The 22,415-nt window shown below is 75.7% G+C and carries 22 protein-coding genes and 2 pseudogenes; 12 read left to right on the plus strand and 12 right to left on the minus strand.

Translation table 11 applies throughout. From position 1 onward, the window contains the following. The first annotated feature begins 103 nt into the window (after positions 1–103). Entirely contained in the window at positions 104–919 is an 816-nt protein-coding gene (locus tag FM076_RS03040; protein ID WP_173868401.1) for an SAM-dependent methyltransferase, read from the plus strand. Positions 920–968: 49 nt separating this feature from the next. Here FM076_RS03040 and FM076_RS03045 read toward each other — a convergent pair whose 3' ends face one another. From FM076_RS03045 to FM076_RS03055, 3 genes are read right to left on the minus strand one after another with little or no spacing between them, the layout of a single operon-like run. Continuing rightward, a complete protein-coding gene (locus FM076_RS03045) occupies positions 969–1,856 on the minus strand; it encodes a sugar phosphate isomerase/epimerase family protein (protein ID WP_345944870.1) in 888 nt (295 codons plus the stop codon). Next, entirely contained in the window at positions 1,853–3,064 is a 1,212-nt protein-coding gene (locus FM076_RS03050) for a dihydrodipicolinate synthase family protein (RefSeq protein WP_345944871.1), read from the minus strand. The genes FM076_RS03045 and FM076_RS03050 overlap by 4 nt, the downstream gene beginning before the upstream one ends. Beyond that, positions 3,061–4,185 (minus strand): Gfo/Idh/MocA family protein, encoded by a 1,125-nt coding sequence (locus tag FM076_RS03055; RefSeq protein WP_180217946.1) that lies wholly within the window; start codon positions 4,183–4,185, stop codon positions 3,061–3,063. The genes FM076_RS03050 and FM076_RS03055 overlap by 4 nt, the downstream gene beginning before the upstream one ends. Before the next feature lie 473 nt (positions 4,186–4,658). On the opposite strand from FM076_RS03055, the pseudogene FM076_RS03060 reads away from it, so the two are divergent. After that, positions 4,659–5,214 (plus strand): annotated as a pseudogene (locus tag FM076_RS03060) (LacI family DNA-binding transcriptional regulator); the annotation flags it as partial. Positions 5,215–5,289: 75 nt separating this feature from the next. On the opposite strand, the gene FM076_RS03065 reads toward FM076_RS03060, so the two are convergent. Beyond that, positions 5,290–6,354, minus strand: coding sequence for a sulfite oxidase (locus FM076_RS03065; RefSeq protein ID WP_243274281.1), 1,065 nt, complete (start codon positions 6,352–6,354; stop codon positions 5,290–5,292). A 204-nt stretch (positions 6,355–6,558) separates the two neighbouring features. Between FM076_RS03065 and FM076_RS03070 the strand changes: the two genes are divergently transcribed. Continuing rightward, entirely contained in the window at positions 6,559–7,014 is a 456-nt protein-coding gene (locus tag FM076_RS03070) for a tellurite resistance TerB family protein (protein WP_173868404.1), read from the plus strand. 140 nt (positions 7,015–7,154) lie between these two features. On the opposite strand, the gene tatA is transcribed toward FM076_RS03070, so the two are convergent. Then, entirely contained in the window at positions 7,155–7,463 is a 309-nt protein-coding gene (gene tatA, locus FM076_RS03075) for a Sec-independent protein translocase subunit TatA (protein WP_345944872.1), read from the minus strand. 145 nt (positions 7,464–7,608) lie between these two features. Between tatA and FM076_RS03080 the strand changes: the two are divergent. Beyond that, positions 7,609–8,737: pseudogene (locus FM076_RS03080) on the plus strand (LCP family protein). Here the strand turns inward: FM076_RS03080 and FM076_RS03085 are convergent. Both FM076_RS03085 and FM076_RS03090 read right to left on the minus strand, forming a co-directional pair. Continuing rightward, positions 8,728–11,526 carry an HAD-IC family P-type ATPase gene (locus tag FM076_RS03085; protein WP_173868406.1) on the minus strand — a complete coding sequence of 933 codons (2,799 nt, stop codon included), beginning with the start codon at positions 11,524–11,526 and terminating at the stop codon, positions 8,728–8,730. The pseudogene FM076_RS03080 and the gene FM076_RS03085 overlap by 10 nt on opposite strands. Next, complete coding sequence (locus FM076_RS03090; RefSeq protein WP_173868407.1) at positions 11,519–11,881, minus strand: metalloregulator ArsR/SmtB family transcription factor; 363 nt, start codon at positions 11,879–11,881, stop codon at positions 11,519–11,521. Before FM076_RS03090 ends, FM076_RS03085 begins: the two co-directional genes overlap by 8 nt. Positions 11,882–12,078: 197 nt before the next feature. On the opposite strand from FM076_RS03090, the gene FM076_RS03095 reads away from it, so the two are divergent. After that, positions 12,079–12,345, plus strand: a complete 267-nt coding sequence (locus FM076_RS03095) for a GlsB/YeaQ/YmgE family stress response membrane protein (protein ID WP_173868408.1) — start codon at positions 12,079–12,081, stop codon at positions 12,343–12,345. Here FM076_RS03095 and FM076_RS03100 read toward each other — a convergent pair. Then, complete coding sequence (locus tag FM076_RS03100; RefSeq protein ID WP_173868409.1) at positions 12,292–13,221, minus strand: hypothetical protein; 930 nt, start codon at positions 13,219–13,221, stop codon at positions 12,292–12,294. The genes FM076_RS03095 and FM076_RS03100 overlap by 54 nt on opposite strands. 179 nt (positions 13,222–13,400) lie before the next feature. Here FM076_RS03100 and FM076_RS03105 point away from each other — a divergent pair, with 179 nt between their 5' ends. After that, the gene (locus tag FM076_RS03105; protein WP_243274283.1) at positions 13,401–13,844 is read left to right on the plus strand and encodes a BlaI/MecI/CopY family transcriptional regulator; all 444 of its coding nucleotides are present in this window, start codon (positions 13,401–13,403) and stop codon (positions 13,842–13,844) included. Between the two features lie 3 nt (positions 13,845–13,847). Further along, the gene (locus tag FM076_RS03110; RefSeq protein ID WP_173868410.1) at positions 13,848–14,798 is read left to right on the plus strand and encodes a M48 family metalloprotease; all 951 of its coding nucleotides are present in this window, start codon (positions 13,848–13,850) and stop codon (positions 14,796–14,798) included. A gap of 50 nt (positions 14,799–14,848) precedes the next feature. Here the strand turns inward: FM076_RS03110 and FM076_RS03115 are convergent, their stop codons facing one another. Beyond that, positions 14,849–16,405 carry a carboxylesterase/lipase family protein gene (locus FM076_RS03115; protein WP_173868411.1) on the minus strand — a complete coding sequence of 519 codons (1,557 nt, stop codon included), beginning with the start codon at positions 16,403–16,405 and terminating at the stop codon, positions 14,849–14,851. A 273-nt stretch (positions 16,406–16,678) separates the two neighbouring features. On the opposite strand from FM076_RS03115, the gene dhaK reads away from it, so the two are divergent. From dhaK to dhaM, 3 genes are all read left to right on the plus strand, one after another. Then, entirely contained in the window at positions 16,679–17,671 is a 993-nt protein-coding gene (gene dhaK / locus FM076_RS03120; protein ID WP_173868412.1) for a dihydroxyacetone kinase subunit DhaK, read from the plus strand. A gap of 62 nt (positions 17,672–17,733) precedes the next feature. After that, the gene (gene dhaL, locus FM076_RS03125; protein WP_428814650.1) at positions 17,734–18,459 is read left to right on the plus strand and encodes a dihydroxyacetone kinase subunit DhaL; all 726 of its coding nucleotides are present in this window, start codon (positions 17,734–17,736) and stop codon (positions 18,457–18,459) included. A gap of 2 nt (positions 18,460–18,461) precedes the next feature. Next, complete coding sequence (gene dhaM, locus FM076_RS03130) at positions 18,462–18,878, plus strand: dihydroxyacetone kinase phosphoryl donor subunit DhaM (protein ID WP_173868413.1); 417 nt, start codon at positions 18,462–18,464, stop codon at positions 18,876–18,878. A 64-nt stretch (positions 18,879–18,942) separates the two neighbouring features. On the opposite strand, the gene FM076_RS03135 is transcribed toward dhaM, so the two are convergent. Beyond that, positions 18,943–19,440 carry an NUDIX hydrolase gene (locus FM076_RS03135; protein WP_173868414.1) on the minus strand — a complete coding sequence of 166 codons (498 nt, stop codon included), beginning with the start codon at positions 19,438–19,440 and terminating at the stop codon, positions 18,943–18,945. A 24-nt stretch (positions 19,441–19,464) separates the two neighbouring features. Further along, positions 19,465–19,635, minus strand: coding sequence for a hypothetical protein (locus tag FM076_RS03140; RefSeq protein ID WP_173868415.1), 171 nt, complete (start codon positions 19,633–19,635; stop codon positions 19,465–19,467). A 139-nt stretch (positions 19,636–19,774) separates the two neighbouring features. On the opposite strand from FM076_RS03140, the gene FM076_RS03145 reads away from it, so the two are divergent. Both FM076_RS03145 and FM076_RS03150 read left to right on the plus strand, forming a co-directional pair. Beyond that, complete coding sequence (locus tag FM076_RS03145; RefSeq protein ID WP_180217703.1) at positions 19,775–20,959, plus strand: sensor histidine kinase; 1,185 nt, start codon at positions 19,775–19,777, stop codon at positions 20,957–20,959. Next, a complete protein-coding gene (locus FM076_RS03150; RefSeq protein ID WP_173868416.1) occupies positions 20,947–21,591 on the plus strand; it encodes a LuxR C-terminal-related transcriptional regulator in 645 nt (214 codons plus the stop codon). The genes FM076_RS03145 and FM076_RS03150 overlap by 13 nt, the downstream gene beginning before the upstream one ends. Here FM076_RS03150 and FM076_RS03155 read toward each other — a convergent pair. Beyond that, positions 21,576–22,322 carry an ABC transporter permease gene (locus FM076_RS03155; RefSeq protein WP_173868417.1) on the minus strand — a complete coding sequence of 249 codons (747 nt, stop codon included), beginning with the start codon at positions 22,320–22,322 and terminating at the stop codon, positions 21,576–21,578. The genes FM076_RS03150 and FM076_RS03155 overlap by 16 nt on opposite strands. Positions 22,323–22,415: the final 93 nt, after the last annotated feature.

A 22,415-nucleotide genomic window follows, 5' to 3' on the forward strand; every position in this document is an offset into this window, starting at 1 on the left:
GCCGGCCCTGTCGGTTCGGCGCCAACTCGCCCCGGGCCGTAGGGTGTCGCCAGCGAGTTCGAGGCCCCGGCCGACCACCGGGGCACCAGTGCGGGGAGCGGCCATGCGGGAAACCGGTGACGGGCAGGAGCAGTTGAACACGGGCACGGCGCACTCGGCCCGGGTCTACGACTACATCCTCGGCGGCAAGAACCACTACGAGGCCGATGTCGCGGCCGGTGACGCGATGGTCGCGATGTGGCCCGCGCTGCCGGTGCACATGCGGGCCAACCGCGCGTTCATGCTGCGCGCGAGCCGTTACCTGGCCCGGGAGCGGGGAGTGCGCCAGTTCCTCGACATCGGCACCGGGCTGCCGACCTCGCCGAACCTGCACGAGGTGGTCCAGCGCGTCGCGCCGGACTCCCGTGTGGTCTATGTCGACAACGACCCGATCGTGCTGAACTACGCGCAGGCGCTGCTCACCAGCACCCCGGAGGGCCGCACCACCTACGTGGAGGCGGACATGCGGGACCCGGACGCCATCCTCGGCTCCGCCGGCTTCCGCGACACCCTGGACCTGAGCGAGCCGGTGGCGCTGCTGGTCATCGGCATGCTGCACTTCATCCACCCCGGCGACGACGACCACGGGCTGCTCCGCCGGCTCCTGGACCCGCTCCCCGCCGGCAGCTACCTGGCCGCGACCATCGGCACCGCGGACTTCGCGCCCGAGGAGGTGGGCCGCGTCGCCGAACGGTACGCGGCGGAGGGCATGCCGATGGCACTGCGCACCCACGAGGAGGCCACCGCGTTCTTCGCCGGGCTCGACCTGGCCGACCCCGGCGTGGTGCAGGTCCACAAGTGGCGTCCGGACCCCGGAGACGCGCGGGTGCGCGACGAGGACATCGCCATGTACGGCGGCCTGGCCCGCAAGCCGCACTGAGGCGGGCCCGCCGGCGCGGGGGCCGGGCCCGGGCGCACCGGCGCGGGAGCTAGGCCCGCGGGGGCGGGTTCCGCGCGGCGTTGGGGTCGAGTACGTGCTGTACGTACCGTTCGGCCGTCTCCGCCAGCACCCGCGTGCCGTCGCGGGCCCACAGGTCCGGGTTGAAGATCTCCACCTCGGCGGGGCCCCGGTAGCCGGCGGCGTCCACCAGGGCGCGCAAGCCCCGCAGGTCGACGCAGCCGTCGCCGAGCTGGCCCCGGCCCAGCAGCGCGCCCTCGGGCAGCGGGGTGACCCAGTCGGCGAGCTGGAAGGCGGCGATGCGGCCGCCGCGGCCCGCGCGGGCGATCTGGGCGGGTGCCTGGTCGTCCCACCACAGGTGGTAGGTGTCCACGACGACGCCGACCTGGCCGGCCGGGAACCGCTCGGCCAGGTCCAGGGCCTGCGCGAGGGTGGAGACCACGCACCGGTCGGAGGCGAACATGGGGTGCAGTGGCTCGATCGCCAGGCGGACGCCCCGGTCCGCCGCGGCCTCGCACAGTTCGGCCAGGGCGTCGGCGACGCGTTCGCGGGCCGCCGCCAGGTCGCGGTCACCGTCGGGGAGGCCGCCGGCGACCAGGACGAGCGTCGGGGTGCCGAGCGTGGCGGCCTCGTCCAGCGCCGCCCGGTTGTCGTCCAGGGCGCGGCGCCGCTCGGCCGGAGTGGTGGCGGTCAGGAAGCCGCCGCGGCACAGCGAGGTGACGGTGAGTCCGGCGTCCCGCAGGAGCCGGGCCGCCGCCCTCGGGCCGTACCGCCGCACCGGCTCGCGCCACAGCCCGACCTGGGTGATACCGAGCGTGCCGCAGGCGTCGGCCAGTCGGGGCAGGGTGAGCTGTTTGACGGTCTGCTGGTTGATGGAGAAGCGGGCCAGGTCGGACGGTGTGTGCGGGAGGGGTGTCACCGGGGCACTCCGTGGACGGCGAGGAGCCGCTCGATGCGGTCGCGGGCGAGGTCGGGGTCGGGGAAGAGGCCGAGTCCGTCGGCGAGTTCGTAGGCCCGCGCCAGGTGCGGCAGCGAGCGGGCCGACTGGAGGCCGCCGACCATGGTGAAGTGGTCCTGGTGCCCGGCGAGCCAGGCGAGGAGGACGACGCCGGTCTTGTAGTAGCGGGTCGGTGCCTGGAACAGATGCCGTGCGAGGGGGACGGTCGCATCGAGCGCGGCGCGGAAGGCGGCCGTGTCGCCGGCATCGAGGGTGCGGACGGCCTCGGCGGCCAGCGGGGCGAGCGGGTCGAAGACGCCCAGCAGCGCGTGGCTGAACCCGTGGGCGTCCCCCGCGATGAGTTCCGGGTAGTGGAAGTCGTCCCCCGTGTAGCAGCGCACCCCGTCCGGCAGCCGGCGGCGCAGCCGTACCTCGCGGTCGGCGTCCAGCAGCGAGACCTTCACGCCGTCCACCGTGCCGGGGTGGTCGGAGAGGATCGCCAGGAACGTCTCGGTGGCGGCGTCGAGGTCCGTACTGCCCCAGTAGCCCTCCAGTGCGGGGTCGAACACGGGGCCGAGCCAGTGCAGGATCACCGGTTGGGCGGCCTGGCGCAGCAGGTGACCGTAGACGTCCCGGTAGTCCTCGGGCCCGCGGGCGGTGGCGGCCAGCGCGCGCGAGGCCATCAGGACCGCCTGGGCGCCCGCCTGCTCGACCGTCTCCAACTGCTCCTCGTACGCCGCGCGTACCTGGGCCGTCCCGGTGGCGGGTCCGGCCAGCTGGTCGGTGCCCGCCCCGCAGACGATCCGGCCGCCGCTCGCGCGGGCCTCGGCGGCCGAGCGCGCGATCAGCTCGGCGGCACCGGCCCAGTCCAGCCCCATGCCGCGCTGCGCGGTGTCCATCGCCTCGGCCACGCCCAGCCCGTGCGCCCACAGATGGCGGCGGAAGGCGAGGGTGGCGTCCCAGTCCACGGCGGCGGGGCCGCCGGGGTGGGTGTCGGCGAAGGGGTCGGCCACCACGTGCGCGGCGGCGAGGACCGTACGGGAGGTCAGCGGGCCGCGCCCCGCCGGGCCGGTGACCGCGGGGGCGGGCTCGGCGCGCGGCACGTAGGTGCGCAGCACGCCGTCCGGACCGGGCAGCCGGACGGCCCGGTCCCCCACCGCGTGACCGGCGTCATGCGCCCGGGCGCTCACAGCGACAGTTCCGGTACGGGGAGGCGGCGGCCCTCGGCCGCGGATCGCAGACCGAGTTCGGCGAGCTGGACGCCGCGGGCGCCGGCCGCCAGGTCCCACGCGTAGGGGGTGTCCAGGGCGACGTGGCGGAGGAAGAGTTCCCACTGGGCCTTGAAGCCGTTGTCGAACTCGCCGTTGTCCGGGACCTCCTGCCACTGCGCGCGGAACGGCTCGGCCTGCGGCAGGTCCGGGTTCCACACCGGCTTGGGCGTGGCCGACCGGTGCTGGGCCCGGCACCGGCGCAGCCCGGCGACGGCCGAGCCCTCGGTGCCGTCCACCTGGAACTCGACCAGTTCGTCGCGGTGCACCCGTACCGCCCACGAGGAGTTGATCTGGGCGACTGCGCCGCCCTCCAGCTCGAAGATCCCGTAGGCGGCGTCGTCGGCGGTCGCCCGGTAGGGCTCGCCCCGCTCGTCCCAGCGGCGCGGGATGTGGGTGGTGACGTGGGCCTGGACGGAGGTGACGCGGCCGAAGAGGTGGTGCAGCACGTACTCCCAGTGGGGGAACATGTCCACGACGATGCCGCCGCCGTGCTCGGCCCGGTAGTTCCAGGACGGGCGCTGCGCCTCCTGCCAGTCACCCTCGAACACCCAGTAACCGAACTCGCCGCGCACCGAGAGGATCCGCCCGAAGAAGCCGCCGTCGACGAGCCGCTTGAGTTTCCGCAGCCCCGGCAGGAACAGCTTGTCCTGGACGACGCCGTGCTTGACACCCGCCTCCCGCGCGAGCCGGGCGAGTTCCCGCGCGCCCTCGGAACGGGTGGCGGTGGGCTTCTCCGTGTAGAGGTGCTTGCCCGCCGCGATGGCCTTCCTCAGCGCGTCCTCGCGGGCGGAGGTCACCTGGGAGTCGAAGTAGATGTCCACGGAGGGATCGGCGAGGACGGCCTCCAGGTCGGTGGTCCACTCCCGCAGACCGTGCCGGGCGGCGAGCGCCGCGAGGGCGTGCTCGCGCCGTCCGACGAGCACGGGTTCGGGCATCAGGGTGGTGCCGTTCCCGAGGTCGAGTCCGCCCTGCTCGCGGAGGGCGAGGAGCGAACGGACGAGATGCTGCCGGTACCCCATGCGTCCCGTCACGCCGTTCATGGCGATCCGTACGGCCCTGACTGCCACGTGGACCCTTCCTCTCCGGTCCGCTCGCACCCTCCCGGGGAACCGGACAGCAAGCGCGCTTTCCACGCCGGTTTCACGCTAGCCCTCGGCCACCGGCCCCACAAGAACGCACGGCCCGCCATGGGGCGGGGCCCCTGACGCCCGGTCAGCGCGGACGGAACCGATCCGCGGGACGCGGACGGGCAGCGGTCGACGTCGTCCCCGTCGGCATCGCCGTCGCCGTCGCCGTCGGCGTCGGCGTCCCCGTCGCCCCCCGTCCCCGTCCCCGCGGGGCGCTGGTTCCGCGCGAGTGCTGCCTGCGGCCACGGCCGGCGGCCGGTTACGGCGCGAGGCGGGCGTGAGCATGGTGCTCGCCGGGAACGGTCCCGGGCCGGTGTGGCGACGGAACGTCCCGTGGGAGCCGGCACGGCCGACCCGGTCCCGGGCGACGGACACGGGGAGAAGCGATGGCCGTGGCCCTGGCCGAGGTGGCGGCGCGGTCAGGCGTCTCCCCGGCGACCGTCTCCCGCGTCCTCAACGGCACCTACCCGGTCGCGGATGCCGCCCGAGCCCGGGTGCCGCGCCGTCGAGGAGCTGCGGTACGTCGTCGACGGCCCCACGAGCGCGCTGGCCACGGCCAGCTCCGACCTCGTCGGCATCCTCGTCAACGACGTCGCGGACCCGTTCTCCGGCATCCTCACGAGCGCCGTGCAGAGCGAGACGGGCGGCGACGGCGAGGCCGCGGCGGGCCGGAAGCTCGCCGTCGTCTGCGACACCGGGGCGGTCCCGAGCGCGAACTGACCTGCCTCACCCCGCTCCAGCGCCGGCGCGCCGCCGTCGTGCTCACCGGGAGCGCCGTCGAGGACACCGGCCCCGGCGCCGCCCTCGCCGACCGGCTGCGCATCCTCGCCGCCGGGGGGAACGCGCCTCGTGCTGTGCGGCAGACCGCCGCTCCCTCAATGGGGCGCCGGGGCACGAGAGTTCGTCGAGGCCGTGGTCGGGGGCGGGGCCCGTGGCCGTGGTCGGGGGCGGGGCCGGTCCGGGGATGCCCCCGGGGGGTGCCGCCCCCGTCCCCCGGGGCGGCTCTTTCCGGACGGCTCAGCCGCAGACGAGCCGCAGCCGGGCCCATGAATTGTTGGCGTACCCCTTCGGGTTCCACAGGTGCGCGGGGGACTCCGGCTGGGTGGCTCCCGTGGAGTCCCAGGCCCGTACGGTGATCTCCGCCTCGCCCGGCGGCAGCTCGACGGTGGTGCGCCACAACTGCCAGGTCCAGCGGGCAGGTCGCGGCGCGAGGTCGGCCTGGGTCCAGGTGAGGCCGCCGTCGAGGGAGACGTCCACGCGGGCGACCGTGCGGTCGTCGCCGGCCAACGCGTAACCGACGACCTCCGTGGGTCCCGCGGGCAGCCGCGTATGCTGCTGGCCAGGCCGGAGGATGTCGCAGTTCAGGGCGATCGGCCCGAGGCTGATCCCGTCCCCGGGTCCGGCGTGCGCGGGGTCGGCGTCGGCGGGCAGCAGCCGGTAGGCCGTGGCCTGGAAGTAGGCGTCGGACGGCTCCCGCCGCGCGGTGACCCGTTGCAGCCACTTGACGCTGCGGGCGCCGATCCAGCCCGGCACCACCACGCGCAGCGGGGCGCCGTGCACCGGGGGCAGCGGGCGGCCGTTCATCGCCCAGGCCAGCAGCACCTCCGCCGAGCACGCCTTGGCAACAGGGACGGAACCGCCGTAGGGCTGGGGCGGGTCGGGAATGGTGGACACGTCCGGGGCTGCGAAGGCGATGTGGGCCGCCTGCGGCAGCAGCCCCGCCGCCGCCAGGACGTCCGCGAGCCGCACCCCGCTCCAGCGTGCGGTGGAAGTGGCACCCGGCCCCCACGGGTCCTCACCCGGGATGTCCCGGACGTCGGCCAGCCCGGCGCGCCGGTTCCCCGCGCACTGCAACGTCGCCACGACCTCCGCCTCCTCGAACCGCTCCCGCAGGGCGTCCAGCGACAGTTCGAGGGGCCGCTCGACCAGCCCGTCCACCGTCAGCCGCCACGCGGCGGGGTCGAGCGCGGGTACCGGACCGTGGTTGCGGACGTAGAAGGTGTCCAGCGGCGTCAGCTCCTCCTCGCCGAGCGCGCCCCGGGGCGGCTCGGCGTTGAAGGGTTCCCGCTCGTGGACCACCATGTCGCTTCGTTTGCCCCAGAGAGCCATGTGCCACAGCTACCCGCCCTGTCCCCGTTCGCCGCGCTGGCCCGCACGGTTCCGCCCGGACGAGGGGCGTTGGGGCGGAGTCCGCCCGCGGCTTCTGCTAATTTCTACAGCACTGTAGATTTTACCGCTCCGGCACGCCACGGCGGCCGGGCACCCCTGCCAGGAAACGGAGTTCGCATGGCCCTGTGGGACCGCATCAAGGAGTCGGCTCAGTCGATGCAGAGCCAGCTGGAGGCGAAGAAGAACGACCTCAAGAGCGGCGCGTTCCGGGACGCCAGCATGGCGATGTGCGCCCTCGTCGCCGCCGCCGACGGCAGCATCGACCCGGCCGAGCGGAGCAAGGTGGCCCAGCTCATCACGAGCAACGAGGTCCTGCGGAACTTCCCGGCCGACGACCTCCGCGCCCGCTTCGAGGCCAACTGCGACAAGCTGGCCGCCGACTTCGACTTCGGGAAGGTCAGCGTGCTCCAGGAGGTCGGCAAGGCGAAGAAGAAGCCCGCCGAGGCGCGGGCGGTCGTGCAGATCGGCATCGTCATCGGCGGTGCCGACGGCGACTTCGACAAGGACGAGCAGGCCGTCGTCCGGGACGCCTGCTACGCCCTGGGGCTCCCGCCGCACGAGTTCGACCTGTGAACCGCCACCCGTGAACCACCCCCTGTGAACCGCCACCGCCGGTGATCCTCACCGGCGGGGAGACCCGGCGGGCGGCGTCCCTCGCCGTCCGCCGCCACCCGCCGCCACCAAGGCTTCAGCCGACGCCGACGACGCCGACGTCACAGGCCGACCCCTCCACGGGACACCTCCCCGCCGTCACCGGTCGACCCGCCCAGGCGCACAGCGCCCTCGTCACCGCTTCGCGCCTGGGCGGGGTGACCCGCCGCGGGCCGGTCCGTCGTCGCGGGCGGCTGCGCGGGAGCGGGCCCGGGGTCCTGTTTCATGGCCCTCGTCTCGCTCTTGAGGATGCGCAGCGAGACCCCCAGCGCGCGGGCCGTCTCGGGCAGCCGCCTGGAGCCGAACACGAGGATCGCCACCACCGCCACGATCAGCAGGTGCCAGGGCTCCAGACCATTGCGCAGGAACACCGCACCGTCTCCCTTCTCTCCTTTAGTTGCTACATTGCGCAACTGTACAACCCGCGAGTCGCGGTGGGCCCACCCCCTCCGCACACCGCCGGGACGGGCCGCGGCCACGACCGCGGCAGCGAGGATGCGAAGAAGAGGAGCGCGCATGCCGGACCGCCGCACGAGGAGCGCCGGGAGCCGAGCCGAGGGAAGGGCCGCCCGGCGGCGTCGCCGCAGGCGCGGGCGGGCCCGGACCGCGGGGCTGGTGGCGCTCTCGCTGCTGGTCCTCGTCGTGGCGGGCGCCGGCTGGCTCTACGTCCGCCTCGACGGGAACATCACCACCTTCGGGTCGGACGGACTGAGCCGGGAGCGCCCCGCGGCGGGGACGGGCGGCCGGAACGTCCTGGTCATCGGGTCGGACGCGCGCACCGGCGGCAACGACCGGCTGGGCGGCGGCAGCAAGGACGACACAGGCAGGTCCGACACTGCGTTCCTGCTGCACGTCTACGGCGACAGCCGGCACGCGGTGGCCGTCTCCTTCCCCCGCGACACGCTCGTGGACATACCGCCGTGCAAGCTCCCGGACGGAAGCTGGACCGCCGCGCGGCGCAGCGCCATGTTCAACGCGGCGTTCTCCGTCGGGGGAACCGGGCAGGGCAACCCCGCCTGCACCCAGAACACCGTGGAGAAGCTGACCGGACTGCGGGTGGACCACACCGTGGTGGTGGACTTCAAGGGGTTCTCCGCGATGACCCTTCGTCACCCTCCCCTGGCGCTACCAGGGCAACCGCGTCGCCGTCGTCCACCCGGACGCGGACAGGCTGTGGGCCGCGCTCAAGGCCGACCGGCCCGTCGGCGGCGGCGCCGCGAAAAGCCCCCGGAACAAGCCCTCGCCAGGGCGCACGGCCGCCGTCCGGGGTGACGGCATCAGCGTGTCCGTCCGCAACGGCACCGCCACTCCCGGGCTGGCCGCCTCCGCCGTCGAGGAACTCCGCGAGCGCCACTTCACGGTGACGGGCAGCGGGAACGCCGCCTCGCGGGACCACACCACCACGGTCGTCTCCTACGGGCCCGGCGAGCGGGAGCACGCGGCCACGCTGGCCCGCCTCTTCCCCGGTGCGGCCGTCGAGGCCGCCGACGGGCCGGGGCTCACCGTCACGCTGGGCGCCGACTACCGGCCGGACGCCGGCGGTGCGGGGAACGGGGGCGGCGGGACCGGCGCGAGCGGCAAAACCCCCGGGGAAACGGGCCGTTCGGCCGCCGACGACCCCTGCGCCGACCTCTCCTACGGGTGACGGCGCACATCGCCGGCCTCCTCCTGCGGGTGACGGCGCGCGTCACGGGTCTGCTCCAGCGGGTGACGGCGCGCATGCCGCCGCAAGGACCAGGTGAGCACGGTGCCGTACGCCGCGAGGACGAGTCCGAGCAGCAGGTAGGAGAGCGGGGTGAGCGCCTGGTCCATGCCAAGGGCAGGGCCCAGCGGGGTGAGCGGCAGCAGGACGCCCGTGGCCGCCAGGAGCCCGGCGGCCACGGCGACCGGGCCGAGGAAGGCCGCCCGTCCGGGGCGGCGGCCGGTGCGCAGGAGCAGCATGACGATCGCCTGGGTCAGCAGGTTCTCGGTGAACCATCCGGCGTGGAAGAGGGCCCCTCCGTCCGCGTCGGCGGCGCCTTCGACGGTGGTGGCCAGGACGGCGAAGGTGGCCAGGTCGGCCGCGGCGTTCAGCACGCCGAAGCCCGTCAGGAACCGGAGGATCTCCCTGGGCCGCAGCGCCGCGGGCGCGCGCAGGGCGGCGGTGCTGTGCCGGTCGAAGGCGAAGGCGAGCTGGGCGGCGTCGAAGAACAGGTTCTGGGTGAGGACCTGCGCCGGGAGCATCGGCACGAACGGGAACAGCAGCGCGGCGACGAGCATCGCCAGGGCGTTGCCGAGGTTGGAGGACAGCGCCACCCGCAGGTAGGAGACGAGGGCGACGCCGCAGCGGCGGCCGGCGGTGACCGTCCCCGGCAGGGCGGCGAAGGGCTGCCCGCCGAAGACCACGTCGGCACTTTCCCGGACCGTGGCGACCGCCTCGCGGGGGCACAGCCCCACATCGGCGGCGTGGAGCGCGGCCAGGTCGTTGACGCCGTCGCCGAGGAAGCCGGTGGTGTGCCCGGCGGCCCGCAGCGCCGCGACGACCCGGGCCTTGTGCCGCGGGGTGCACCGGGCGAACACGGTGGTGCGTTCCGCCGCGCGCGCCAGGTCGTCGTCTCCCAGCGCGTCGATACGGCCGGCCGTGAGCACGTCCGCCTCGCCGGGGTCCAGGCCCAGTTCGCGGCAGGTGCGGACGGCTGTGCCGGGGTGGTCGCCGGTGAGGACCTTGACGGCGACGCCCTGGCCGGCGAGGCGGTGCAGGGCCTCGGCGGCGTCGGAGGTGAGCGCGTCGCGCAGCGTGACGAAGCCGGTGAAGGTGAGTCCGTACTCGTCCGCCGGGCCGTGGTGCCGCGCGTCGGCCCGGGGACGGCGCTCGGCGGTGGCCACGGCGAGCAGCCGCAGTCCGTCGGCCGCGTACCGCGCCGCCCGCTCGCGCAGCGCCGCGCGCTCCGGCTCGTCGAGCGCGCACCGCTCCAGCACGGCCTCGACCGCGCCCTTGACAACGAGCGTGTGCGTCAGGCGGTGTCCCGGTGCGCGCAGTACGGCGGCGGACACCCGTCTGGCCGGGTCGAAGGGGAGGGCCGCCACGCCCTCGTACTCGTCCTCACCCTCGAACCCGTGCCCGTTGTCGTGCCCGTGCCCGTGGTCGCGGTCGTGCTCCTGCTCGGCGGCGGCGCGGAGGATCGCCTCGTCGAGGGCGTCCGGTACGGGGGTCTCGGCGAGCTGGAGCGTCCACAGGGCGTTGCGCGCGGCCCATCGCAGGACACCGGGGTCCGGCGCGCCGTCCGCGTCGAGCGCCTGTTCCACGACGGGGCGGTCCCGGGTCAGGGTGCCGGTCTTGTCGAGGCACAGCACGTCCATGGCGCCCAGGTCGTGCAGGGCGGGAAGCCGCCGGACGATCACCTGGTGCTCGCGGGCGAGGGAGACCGCGCCACGGGTGAGTACGGCGGTCCGCACGACGGGCAGCATCTCAGGGATGAGGCCGACCGCGACGGCCACCGCGAACGGCCAGATCCGCACGCCGCGTCCGCTGAGGGCCGCGTCGGCCGCCAGGGCGAGCGGCGGGGTCAGCAGCATGAACCGTACGAGGACGCGGGCGATGCCGCGCAGCGAGCGGTCGAACGCGCGCTGCGGGGGCCGCGCGTGCTGGTGCCCGGCGGCCAGCCTGGTGTCCGCGCCGGTGGCGACCACCACCGCGGTGCCGGAGCCGGACACCACGCTGCTGCCCTGGAAGCACAGGTGCGGCTGTTCGAAGAGGGCGGCGCCGGACGGCGTCAGATGCGCCGCGGTGTCGGTGCCCTCCTTGGGCAGCGGGGCCGACTCCCCGGTGAGCGGCGCCTGGTGGACGACCAGGCCGGTGGAGCGCAGCAGCAGCACATCCGCCGGCACCATGTCCCCGGGGCCGAGCCGGACCACGTCGCCGGGCACCAGGTCGCCGGCCGGCAGCTCCCGGGGGCGCGGTGCGCCGTCTCCCGCACCGGTGCGGCGCAGCACCGTGACCGTGCCGGTGACCAGGGCCCGCAGTCCCGCGACGGACCGGTCGGCGCGCAGTTCCCCTCGGGCCCGCAGCAGGCAGCTGACGGTCACCAGCGCGGCGGTCACCCCGGCCATGCCGAGGGATCCGGCCACGGCGGAGACCACCACGAGGCACAGCAGGACGGCGGTGAACGGCTCGCGCACGCTCGCGGCCAGACGGCGCGGCAGCGAGGGCGTACGCCAGGCGGGCGGTGTGTTCTCCCCGTACCGGACCAGCCGTTCCCCGGCCTCCGCCTCGGTCAGTCCGCGCGGGCCCGTCTCCAGCCGCCGCAGCGCCGTCAGGGCCGTCAGGGCCGTCGACGCGGCGCCCGGTGCGGCGCCGTCCTCGCCGGGGGCGGCACCGTCCCGCACGCGGGGCGCGCCGTCCCGGGCTCCGGGCGGGGTCCGGCCGTCCCGCGAGCGGCCCGTCGTCTCAGGCACCGAAGCCGCGCAGCCGCCCGGGGGTGCGCGACCGCGCTTCCCCGGCGGCCAGTTGCCCGACCATCTCGTGGACGACGGCGACCACGGCGGGGTCGTCGACCAGGTAGACCTGCCGCCGTCCCTCGCGCCGCGACCGCACCAGACCGGCCAGCTTCAGCTTCGCCAGGTGCTGGCTGACGGCGGGGAGCGTGCCGCCGACGCGCTCCGCGAGATGCGTCACGTCGCACTCGCCCTGCGAGAGCACCCAGACGAGGTGCACCCGGGAGGGCGAGGCGAGCAGCCCGAAGGCCGTGGCGGCCTGTTCCAGGAGTTCGGGGGACGGATCCGCCGCACCGCCGTCTGCCGCCGCTGCCACCGCTCTTCTCCCGTCCGCGCCGTGTCCCGGCCGCGGGTTCCGTGCCCGCGGCGCACCTCAGTCTAGGCGTGCTCCTCGCCCGCTCCCCCCGTCACGCTTCACGCCGTCGGTTGCGCAAGCAGGGAACCTTTGCGGGGCTGTACGGCGTCCTTCCCCGTACCGGGGCACCCGCTCCGGGGAACGGAAAGGGCGTTGCGATGGGGATCATCGGCTGGGTCGTCCTCGGCCTGCTGGCCGGGGCCGTGGCCAAGATGCTGCTGCCGGGACGCGATCCGGGAGGACTGATCGGCACCGCCCTGATCGGCGTGGCCGGGGCGTTCGTGGGCGGCTGGATATCGGCCACCTTCCTGGACCGGCCCATCCGGAAGGAGTTCTTCGACCTGCCCACCTGGGGCGCGGCCATCGGCGGCTCACTCGTCCTGCTCGTCGGCTACCGCCTGCTGTTCGGCCACTCCCGCGACTGAGACGGCTCCGCCCCTCGGGGCGCCGGTCCCGGCCCGGCCGGGGTCCGGGCCGGCGAAGCCGGGAGCCGCGAAGCCGGGACCGGCGAAGTCAGGGCTGGTGAACCCCGGGCTGGTGAACTCGGGGGCCGCGTCGCCGGGACCGGTGCCGCCGGGGTCCGTGCGGTCCGGTCCGGAGGCCGGAGGGGTGGGCCGCACCGGGGCCGGAGGGGTGGGCCGCCGCTCGTCCTCCTCCCGGCCCGCACGGCGAAGGTGCTCCGTCAGATACGGCAGCACGGCCCGCTCCAGCAGTGCCGTACGCCAGGCCAGGTGCGCCGCCTCGACCTCGTACGGTTCCTCACCGGGCGCCGCGGGACCGGCGGGGTGGCGCCCGCCGGGGCCGCCGTCGCCCCGGCGTGCCGTGGCCACGAGCTTGCCGAGTCCCAGGGCGCCCGTCACGGCGGCGACGCCGGCGCCCGACCAGCCCGTCACCACCAGCGAGGCGCCGGTGTCCCGGCGGGCGTCGAGCAGCATCATGGCGTAACCGAGCACCAGGAAGATCACCGCGGCGGCGGCCGCGACCAGCGGCACGAGGACGGCGAGCGCGGCGAGCAGTCCGCCGCCACCGGACGGGGTGCGCGGCGGTGCCCCGCCGGCGGGAGGCGCGCTCCTTCGCACCCGGCTCAGTTCGCGGTGCTCGGCGGCGACGACGGCCGCGAGGTCTTCCGCACAGGCGCGGGCCCGCTCCCGCAGCCGGTCGGCGGTGCCGGGGGGCGCGGCGCGCAGGGCCCGGCGCAGCGCCCCGGACCGCAACGCCTCGTCCACGACCCGCTCGAACTCTGCCCGGTCCTCCTGCGGGAGGGAGGGGCCGGACCCGCCCCTGACCGGCGAGGCTCCCATTACTCTTCCTTCCGGACGCCCGAAACGAAAATCTACAAGCCTGTAGAAGATACTGAACGGACGGCCACGGAACCACTCGGCCCCGCACCGGACCCGCCGCACGGCAGGTCCCGGCGCGTCGGGCGGCAGGACGCGGGTGGTGGACCGGGCCGGCGCATCGGGCGGCGGAGGGAGGAGACATGGGCAAGACGGCGCGGGACCCGGGGCGGCGACGCGGCCAGGGCGAACTGGAGGCCATGGTGCTGACGGCCCTGCACGAGGCCCCCGGGCCGGTGACCGCCGCCTGGGTGCGGGAGCGGCTGGGCGGGGACCTCGCCTACACCACCGTGGTCACCATCCTCACGCGCCTGCTCGCCAAACGCGCGGTGACCCGGGAGAAGTCCGGCCGCTCCTTCGTGTGGACACCCGCGGCGGACGCGGCGGGGCTCGCGGCACACCGCATGCGGCAGGTGCTCGACGGCGAGAGCGACCGCGGCACCGTCCTGACCCGGTTCGTCACGGGACTGACCGACGACGACGAGCGACTGCTCCGCGAGCTGCTGCGGCAGAGCGGCGACGGCGCGGCACACGACCGCGGGGAGGACGGCGGCGCGCGACGCGGCGGGGAAGGGAAGAGCGACTGAGCCGTGGGGTTCTTCGTGCTCCTCCCCCTCGTCCTGCCGTTGACGTCCTGGCCCGTGGCCCGGCTCGCCGAGCGGCATCTGCACCCGCGCGCCACGACCCGGCTCCTGGTCGGGGTGGGCGTCGTGCTGGCCGCGTGCAGCACCCTGTGCCTGGGCCTGCTCGTCGTCGTCGGCACCGCCCAACTGCCCGGCAACCCGCTGCCGGACGCGTGGTCCGACCCGCAGGTGCGCGCCGCCGTCCCCTGCGACGAGGTCCTGGGGAAGGCGTCCATCCCGGCGCTGGTCGTCCTCCTGGGTGCCTGCGGCCGGGCGCTGACGCGGCACCGTCGCGCCCAACGGCGTGTCAGGCACGCCCTCGACGGGCTGCGGCGCTCACCCGTCGCGGTCCTCCCCGACAGCGCCCCCTACGCGTTCGCCCTGCCCGGCACCCGGCGCGAGCCCGCACGGATCGTGGTCTCCACCGCGATGCTCGACGCGCTGGAGCCCGCCGAGCGGCGTGCCCTCTTCGCGCATGAGCGCGCCCACCTGGCCGCCCGTCACCCGCGCATGCTGCTGCTCGCCGAACTCGCGGCGTGCGCCCACCCGCTGCTGCGCCCCCTCCGGACGGCGGTGGCCTTCGGGGTGGAGCGGTGGGCGGACGAGGAGGCCGCACGGCGGGTCGGGGACCGGCGTCTGACGGCGCGCGCGGTGGGCAAGGCCGCGCTCATCGCGAGGCACAGCCCGGCCAGGACCGTGCCCGCCGTCGCGGGCACCGGACCGGTACCCCGGCGCGTGCGGGCGCTTCTGGAGCCCGCACCGACCACGCGCCTGTGGCCGCCGCCCACCACCACCTCGGGGCTCGTCGTGGGGCTCGCCGCGTGGTTCGCGGCCGTCGGGGCGGCCCTCTCCGCCCTCTCCTCGGCGAACGCGGCCATCGCCCTCGTCCTCGTCCTCCAGGCGGCCACCCCGCTGTGACGCCCGGTCCCCCTGGGGAGCGGCAGTACGGCGGGCACGGGCGGCCCTGGTCACCCCCGGCGGCGAGGCGCCCCCTCGGACGGGACCGGACCGGCTTCGGGGGCGGACCGCGCGCGGGGCACCGAGGGGGCGGACCGCAGCCAGATCTCCCGCACCGGGCGCAGCGGGTCGCGCTGGATGCGCGGTTCGCTGTCCCAGAGCATCGTCTCCCGCCCCTGGGCGGTGCAGCGGGGCCAGCCGGCGCCCGGGTCCAGGTCGCGTACGAAGGCCACCCAGGCGGCGTGCACGGCGTCGGCCAGGTGCTGGGGCGGGTCCTGGCCGAGGGCCGCGGTGACGCCGTCGGCGCCGAGCAGGTCGAAGGCGAAGGGCAGGTCCACGCAGTGGGAGGCCAGGCGCGGGCGGCCGGGCGCGGCGGCGGCCCACTCGAACTGGTAGAGCCAGACGGGCCGGCCGCGGGCGGCCCACGCGTCGGCGAGCGCGAGCGCGGGGGCGCGGAACGTGGTGTCGGTGAGCGCCTGCCACCACAGGGCGGCGGGATCACCGGCATGGCAGGCGTAGGTGTCGAGGAAGAGCCGGGCGCGCTTCTCGTCGAGACCGAGCGAGGCGAGCAGAGCACGCACGTCCGCCTCGGTGACGTCCGGACCGCCCGCCCCGGTGAACTCCCGCGCGGTGCAGCCGGCCAGCAGCGGGACGTCCGCGCAGGTGTCCCCGGCGGCGAGGGCGTCCGGTACCGCCCGCGGGATCAGCTCGCCGTCCGCGAAGGGGGCGAGGAGGAGCATCGGCAGCCCGTCCCTGGCACCGCCGGGGGCGGTGAGCGCGTCCTGGTGGGCGAGCAGTGCGCCGTCCGGCAGGCCGCGGAGTGCGGCGGCTGTCGCCGGGAGGCCGGTGCGTTCCGTGAACAGCCGGGTGACGGCCTCGGCGACCGCGCGCCCCTGCGGGTGCATCACCGCCCCGGACACCGAGACGGCGGCGCGGAAGAGTCCCCGTGCGGCCGGGGTGGCGAGCAGGGTCTGCACGGCTCCCCCGCCCGCAGACTGGCCCGCGACGGTCACCTTGCCGGGGTCGCCGCCGAAGCGGTCGATGGAGTCGCGTACCCACTCCAGGGCCGCCGTCCAGTCGCGTACACCGCGGTTGTCGGGCGCGTCGGGCAGGTGGAGGAAGCCCTCGATGCCGAGGCGGTAGCCGACGGAGACCAGGACCACGCCGTCCCGGTTGAAGGCGGCACCGTCGTACCAGGGGCTCGCGGCCGAACCGGCGACGAAGCCGCCGCCGTGTATCCACACCAGGACGGGGAGCCGGGCCGCCGGATCGGGGTCGGGGGTGAAGACGTTGAGGTTGAGCGTGCCCTCACCGGGGACGCTCGGCTCGGGGATGGTGGTGACCTCGGCGAACGGACGGCGCTGCGCGGTGGGCCCGTACGCGGTCGCGTCGCGGACGTCCGTCCACGGCTCGGGCGGCACGGGCGCGGCGAACCGGAGCGGGCCCACGGGCGGCCGCGCGTAGGGGATGCCGAGGAACCGGACCCCGGTGGCACGGCGTTCGCCGCGCACGGGGCCGTACCGCGTGGAGACGGTGACGTGGGGCGCGGCGGTGGGGCGGGGGCTCATCGGGTGTCCTCCTCGGGGCGCGGCCGGGGTCGGGAGCGCGTACCCCAGGGCGTACCCGCGCCCTCCCGGCCGCATCCGGACGAGGCCGGTGGCGTCCGGACGAGGCCGGTGCCGCTCCCCCACGCGTGCCACGTAGCCTCTGGGACCACAACACACGCACGATGGAACACCGGACCGACCTGTGGCCGCCCCCGGAACCTGTCCGCCCTGCGAGGAAGACACCGGCTCTCCCCGGACCGCTCCGCTCACCAGTCCGCTCACCAGGAGGTACGCATGCGCATGCTGATCAACGTTCCCGACTCCGTGGTCCCCGACGCCCTGCGGGGGATGGCCGCCGCGCACCCGGAGCTGACGGTGGACGTGGACAGGCGGGTGGTGGTGCGGCGGGACGCGCCCGTGGCGGGGAAGGTCGCGCTGGTCTCGGGGGGCGGGTCGGGGCACGAGCCGCTGCACGGGGGGTTCGTGGGCCCGGGGATGCTGGACGCGGCGTGCCCCGGGGAGGTGTTCACCTCGCCGGTGCCCGACCAGATGGTCGCCGCGGCGGCGGCCGTGGACAGCGGCGAGGGCGTGCTGTTCGTCGTCAAGAACTACACCGGGGACGTGCTGAACTTCGAGATGGCCGCGGAGCTGGCCGAGGACGAGGGCATCCGCGTCGCCAAGGTGCTGGTGGAGGACGACGTGGCCGTCACCGACAGCACCCACACGGCCGGGCGCCGGGGCACCGGCGCGACGCTGTTCGTGGAGAAGATCGCCGGGGCCCTCGCCGCCGAGGGGGCGCCCCTGGACCGGGTGGAGGCCGTCGCCCGGCAGGTGGCCGGCTCGGCACGCAGCTTCGGGGTGGCGCTGAGCGCGTGCACCACACCGGCGACGGGCGCCCCCATGTTCGAACTCCCGCCGGGCGAGCTGGAGTTGGGCGTGGGCATCCACGGCGAGCCGGGCCGCGAGCGGCGCGCCATGATGACCTCGGGCGAGATCGCGGACTTCGCCCTCGACGCGGTGCTGACCGACCTGCGGCCCGAGGAACCGGTGCTGGTGCTGGTCAACGGCATGGGGTCGACACCGCTGCTGGAGCTGTACGGGTTCTGTTCCGAGGTGCACCGGGTCCTGGCCGAACGGAAGATCCCGGTCGCCCGTACCCTCGTCGGCAACTACGTGACCTCGCTCGACATGGCCGGCGCCTCGGTGACGCTGTGCCGGGCGGACGAGGAGCTGCTGCGGCTGTGGGACGCGCCGGTGCGCACCCCGGGGCTGCGGTGGGGCGCCTGACGCGGGCGCCCGCGAAGAACCGAACAACAGCGCCAGAACCGGGACAGCGGCAAAGGAGCAAGGTGAGCGGCAAGGTGACGAACGGCGGCGCCGGCGGGTCCGGCGCGCGGGACGAGGGCGCACAACGGCTGGACGCCGCGTTCTTCGCACGCTGGATGAGGACGGCCGCCGACGCCGTCCGGCGGGAGGCCGACCGGCTGACCGAGCTGGACTCCGCGATCGGCGACGCCGACCACGGCGGCAACATGCGCCGCGGCTTCGACGCGGTACGGGCCGAGCTGGACGAGGACGTGCCCGCCACGCCGGGCGCCGTGCTGATGACGGCGGGCCGGAAGCTGGTCTCCACCGTCGGCGGCGCCTCGGGCCCGCTGTACGGGACGCTGCTGCGCCGTACGGGCAAGGCCCTCGGCGACGCGGAGCAGGTGACCGGCGAGGAGCTGGCGGGGGCGCTGCGTACCGGGGTCGAGGCGGTGGCGCAGCTGGGCGGTGCCGCGGCGGGCGACAAGACGATGCTGGACGCGCTGCTGCCGGCCGTCGAGGCGCTGGCGGACAGCGGCGGCACGGACCTCGGCGCGGCCCGTGCGGCGGCCGAGCGGGGCGCTGAGGAGACGGTTCCGCTCCAGGCCCGCAAGGGCCGCGCCAGCTACCTGGGCGAGCGCAGCATCGGACACCGGGACCCGGGCGCCACCTCCGCCGCGCTGCTGGTGGCGGCGCTGGCCGAGGCGGGGCAGGTCCCGTCCGGTGAGGCGGACGCGGCGGGCGGGACCGGTACGGAAGGAGGTGCGTGAACGTGGCGGCCGAGGGAAGCAAGAAGCGGGTCGGGATCGTCCTGGTCTCGCACAGCAAGGAGGTCGCCGAGTCGGTCGCGCGGATGGCGGCGGCACTCGCCGGGGTGCCCGACGCGCCGGTCGCCGGCGCGGGCGGGCTGCCGGACGGCGGCCTGGGCACCAGCGAGGAACTGATCACCGAGGCGGCGCACCGGATGGACGAGGGCGCCGGCGTGGCCCTCCTCGCCGACCTGGGCAGCGCCGTGCTGACGGTCAAGGCCCTGCTCGCGGAGGGCGACGAACTGCCCGCGGCGGCACGGCTGGTGGACGCGCCGCTGGTGGAGGGCGCGGTGGCCGCGGTGGTGACGGCGGCGGGCGGCGGCGACCTGGAGGCGGTGGCCGCGGCGGCCGAGGAGGCGTACAGCTACCGCAAGCTGTGAGGCCGCGGCGGGCGGGGGCGGCCCGGTCCGGTTTCCCCATGCCTCCCGTACCTGCGCGGAAGGGTCAACCTCGCGCGTGCGCGGAGGAGGAGAACCAGGCCGGGCCGTCCTGCGCCGCCTGCTTGATCCGGAAGAGGGCGAACTCCTTCAGCGCCGGCAGCTCGTCCGTGCCGAACCAGCCGACCTCCAGGGACTCGTCGTCGTTGACCCGCGCCTGGGCGGCGGCCTCGGCCGTGGCCCGGCAGCGGAACGTGATGTCCATGAACTGGCAGATGTCGCCGTTGGGGTAGGTCACCGGCTTCTCGAGACCGTGCACCAGCGCGACCCGCTCCGGCACGCAGCGCACGTTGGTCTCCTCGAAGACCTCGCGCACCGCGCAGTCGGCGGGCTGCTCCCCCGGCTCCGGGATGCCGCCGATCACCGACCAGCCACCGGTGTCGGCCCGCCGGCCGAGCAGCACCCGGCCCCGCTCGTCGAAGACGACAGCGCTGACGCCGGGCAGGTAGAGCAACTGGTGCCCCGCAAAGAGCCGCAGGTCGCGGATGAAGTCGGGTGTGGCCATGCACCGACCCTACGCCGCGCGGGGTCAGTCGGCGCGGCGGTCCCGCAGGAACCACAGCCCCGCACCGCTCACCAGCACGCCCAGCCCCGTCAGACAGCTGAGGACGATCCGGGTCGCGCCGTCCGGTGCCACGAGGCCGAGGAAGACGTTGGCCGCGAAGCAGGCGGCGAGCACGGTCCACAGCAGAACTTTCACAGGTTCCTCCCGAGGATGAGCGGTGTTCGGACACCACTCTCCCCGGCCGCGGGGGACCGGCCCACCGTGCATGCTCCCGGAACGGGGGTGTAGCCCGCTACACCGCCGCGGCGGGTGCCCGCCGCATACGCTGGGCACCATGCGGGGGACCACTGTGCGCGAGGCGCTGAGGGAGGCGGGCCGGGCCTCGTGCTACCTGGCGGTCGGCGCCGGACTGAGCCTGGTCTGCTACGTGATGATCGGCCTGGTGCTGCTCGCCGCCACGGCCACCTTGCTGGTGGTCGGCGCGGGCATGCTGCCCGAGACGGTACGCGTGCTGCGCGGACTGGCCGGTTTCGAACGCCGCCGGGTGGCCGCGTGGCAGGGCTCGCCCGTAACGGAGGCGTATGCGCCGCTCGACCGCGGCACACTGCTGGAGCGCCTCCGTGCCGCCACCACCGATCCGGGGACCTACCGGGACGCGCGCTGGCTGGCCGTCCAACTGGTGTGCGGGCTGCTGTTCTGCTACGCCGCGATGGTGCTGTGGCCGCTGGGGCTGCTGGTGGACGGCGTCTGGTGCGGGCTGGCCGGACGTCCCGCCGTACTGCTGCCCCGCGTCACGGACCTCGCGGACCTCCAGGCGCGGCTGGCCCGGTCACTGCTCCTGCCCGCCCCCAGCGCCCGGCTCTCCGAACGGGTCGAGGAGCTGACGGCGACCCGCGCCGGAGCGGTGGCGGCGCACGGCGCGGAGCTGCGCCGTATCGAACGGGACCTGCACGACGGCACGCAGGCCCGCCTGGTCGCCCTCTCGATGCGGCTGGGGCTGGCGCGCCGTGCCTACGACCACGATCCGGCCACGGCCCGCACCCTGCTGGACAGCGCCCAGGACCAGGCCGAGGAGGCGCTGGCCGAACTGCGCCACGTGGTGCGCGGCATCCACCCGCCGGTGCTCACCGACCGGGGACTGGTCGGCGCGGTACGGGCGCTGGCCGCCGGGTGCGGGCTGGAGGTGACGGTCACCGCGCGGGGGCTGGCCGACGGGCCCGAGGACGGTGCGCGGGCCCCGGCCGCGGTGGAGGCCGCCGCGTACTTCGTCGTCGCCGAGGGGCTGACCAACGCGGCCCGGCACAGCGGCGCCGCGCACGCCTCGGTGACGCTCGCCCGCCGCGAGGGGGCGCTGCGCGTACGGGTGGAGGACACCGGTCGCGGGGGCGCCGACGAGAACGCCGGCACGGGACTGCTGGGCGTCCGCCGCAGAGTGGCGGCGCTGGACGGCACCGTGCGCCTGACGAGCCCTCCGGGGGGACCGACCGTGGTGGAAGTGGAGCTGCCGTGCGTGTGGTGATCGCCGAGGACAACGCCCTGCTGCGGGAGGGCCTGGTGCTGCTGCTGGGCTCCGCCGGGCACGAGGTGGCCGGGGTCGCCACGTCCGGTCCCGAGGTGCTGCCGCTGCTGCTGGAGCAGCGGCCGGACGTGGCCGTCCTCGACGTGCGGCTGCCGCCCGGCTTCCGCGACGAGGGGCTGCGCGCGGCGCTCGACGCCCGTGGCGAACTCCCGGGGCTGCCGGTGCTGGTGCTGTCGCAGTACGTCGAGGAGACCTACGCGGCCGAGCTGCTGGGCGGCGGCGCGCACGGGGTGGGCTATCTCCTCAAGGACCGGGTGGGCCGGGTGGACGAGTTCCTGGAGGCCCTGGAGCGGGTGGCGGGCGGCGGTACCGCGCTGGACCCGGAGGTGGTCACGGAGCTGATGTCCCGGGGGCGCGGGGGCGGTCCGCTGGACGCCCTGACACCGCGCGAGGAGGAGGTGCTGCGGCTGATGGCGGAGGGCCGGGACAACGCCACCATCGCCAGGACCCTGGTCATCACGGAGCGTTCGGTGCACAAGCACATCGGGAACGTCTTCGCGAAGCTGGGGCTGCCGCCCAGTGACAGCGGCCACCGCAGGGTCCTGGCGGTGCTGGCCTATCTGAAGCGCTGAGGCCCGCGGCCCGTACCGCGTGCGCGACCGGTACCGCGTGCACGGTCCGTACCGCGTGCGGGCCACAGGGTGCCGGCGGCGGTGACCGCCGTCGCCGACCCGGCGATCGCCACCGCCTGCCACAGCGGCAGGGAGGGCAGGGACCCGGCGAGGGCGAAGCTCAGCGCGGTCAGCGGCAGCAGGGCGGCCACGGCCCCCAGGGTGAGGCCCGCGGCCGCGACCACGCAGGCCTCCGCCAGCAGCATGCGGTGGAGCTGGCCCGGGGCGGCGCCCACCACGCGGAGCAGCGCGAACTCCCGCCCCCGGCCCGCCTGGATGAGGCGGAGGGTGCTGAGGACGGTCAGTGCGGCGAGCGCCGCGATCGCGGTCACCGCCACCGCGGACAGCAGCCGCCCCGCCTCCTCGCCCTCCGCCCGCGGGGGTGCCGGCGGCCGGGCGGCGGAGACGCGTGCCCCCTCGGCCGCCGTCTCCAGCGTCCGCCGCACGGCGGCCCGGGCCTGCCGGGGGTCGGCGTCCGGCGCGACGGCGACCAGGGCGCGGGTGGGGAGGGTGCCGGCGCGGCCCCGCGAGGTGTGGCCGGCCAGTTCCCGGTGGGAGAGGAGGAGCCTCGCCCAGGGCGAGGGAGCGTTCGTAGACGGCGGCGACGCGCAGGGCCCGTTCGGCTCCGTCGTCGAAGCGGAGGCGGAGGGTCGAGCCGGGACGCAGCCCCTGTGCCCGCGCCCGGTCGGCACCCACGGCGACGGTTCCGGGCCGCAGCGCGGCGAGCGAGCCCTCGCGGACCCCCAGGTCGAGGGTGGCCGCCGGACCGCGTCCGGTCACCCCCA

Source organism: Streptomyces albus subsp. chlorinus, from assembly GCF_013302895.1.
In the GTDB taxonomy this organism is placed as follows: Bacteria; Actinomycetota; Actinomycetes; order Streptomycetales; family Streptomycetaceae; genus Streptomyces; species Streptomyces chlorinus.

Excerpts from the sequence above, each read along its gene's own strand:
- FM076_RS03055 (WP_180217946.1), bottom strand. The coding sequence starts at position 4,185 with ATGAACGGCGTGACGGGACGCATGGGGTACCGGCAGCATCTCGTCCGT.
- FM076_RS03065 (WP_243274281.1), bottom strand. The coding sequence starts at position 6,354 with ATGGTGGTCCACGAGCGGGAACCCTTCAACGCCGAGCCGCCCCGGGGC.
- FM076_RS03115 (WP_173868411.1), bottom strand. The coding sequence starts at position 16,405 with ATGAGCCCCCGCCCCACCGCCGCGCCCCACGTCACCGTCTCCACGCGG.
- FM076_RS03135 (WP_173868414.1), bottom strand. The coding sequence starts at position 19,440 with ATGGCCACACCCGACTTCATCCGCGACCTGCGGCTCTTTGCGGGGCAC.
- FM076_RS03105 (WP_243274283.1), top strand. The coding sequence starts at position 13,401 with ATGGGCAAGACGGCGCGGGACCCGGGGCGGCGACGCGGCCAGGGCGAA.
- FM076_RS03100 (WP_173868409.1), bottom strand. The coding sequence starts at position 13,221 with ATGGGAGCCTCGCCGGTCAGGGGCGGGTCCGGCCCCTCCCTCCCGCAG.
- FM076_RS03040 (WP_173868401.1), top strand. The coding sequence starts at position 104 with ATGCGGGAAACCGGTGACGGGCAGGAGCAGTTGAACACGGGCACGGCG.
- FM076_RS03070 (WP_173868404.1), top strand. The coding sequence starts at position 6,559 with ATGGCCCTGTGGGACCGCATCAAGGAGTCGGCTCAGTCGATGCAGAGC.
- FM076_RS03145 (WP_180217703.1), top strand. The coding sequence starts at position 19,775 with ATGCGGGGGACCACTGTGCGCGAGGCGCTGAGGGAGGCGGGCCGGGCC.
- dhaK (WP_173868412.1), top strand. The coding sequence starts at position 16,679 with ATGCGCATGCTGATCAACGTTCCCGACTCCGTGGTCCCCGACGCCCTG.
- FM076_RS03095 (WP_173868408.1), top strand. The coding sequence starts at position 12,079 with ATGGGGATCATCGGCTGGGTCGTCCTCGGCCTGCTGGCCGGGGCCGTG.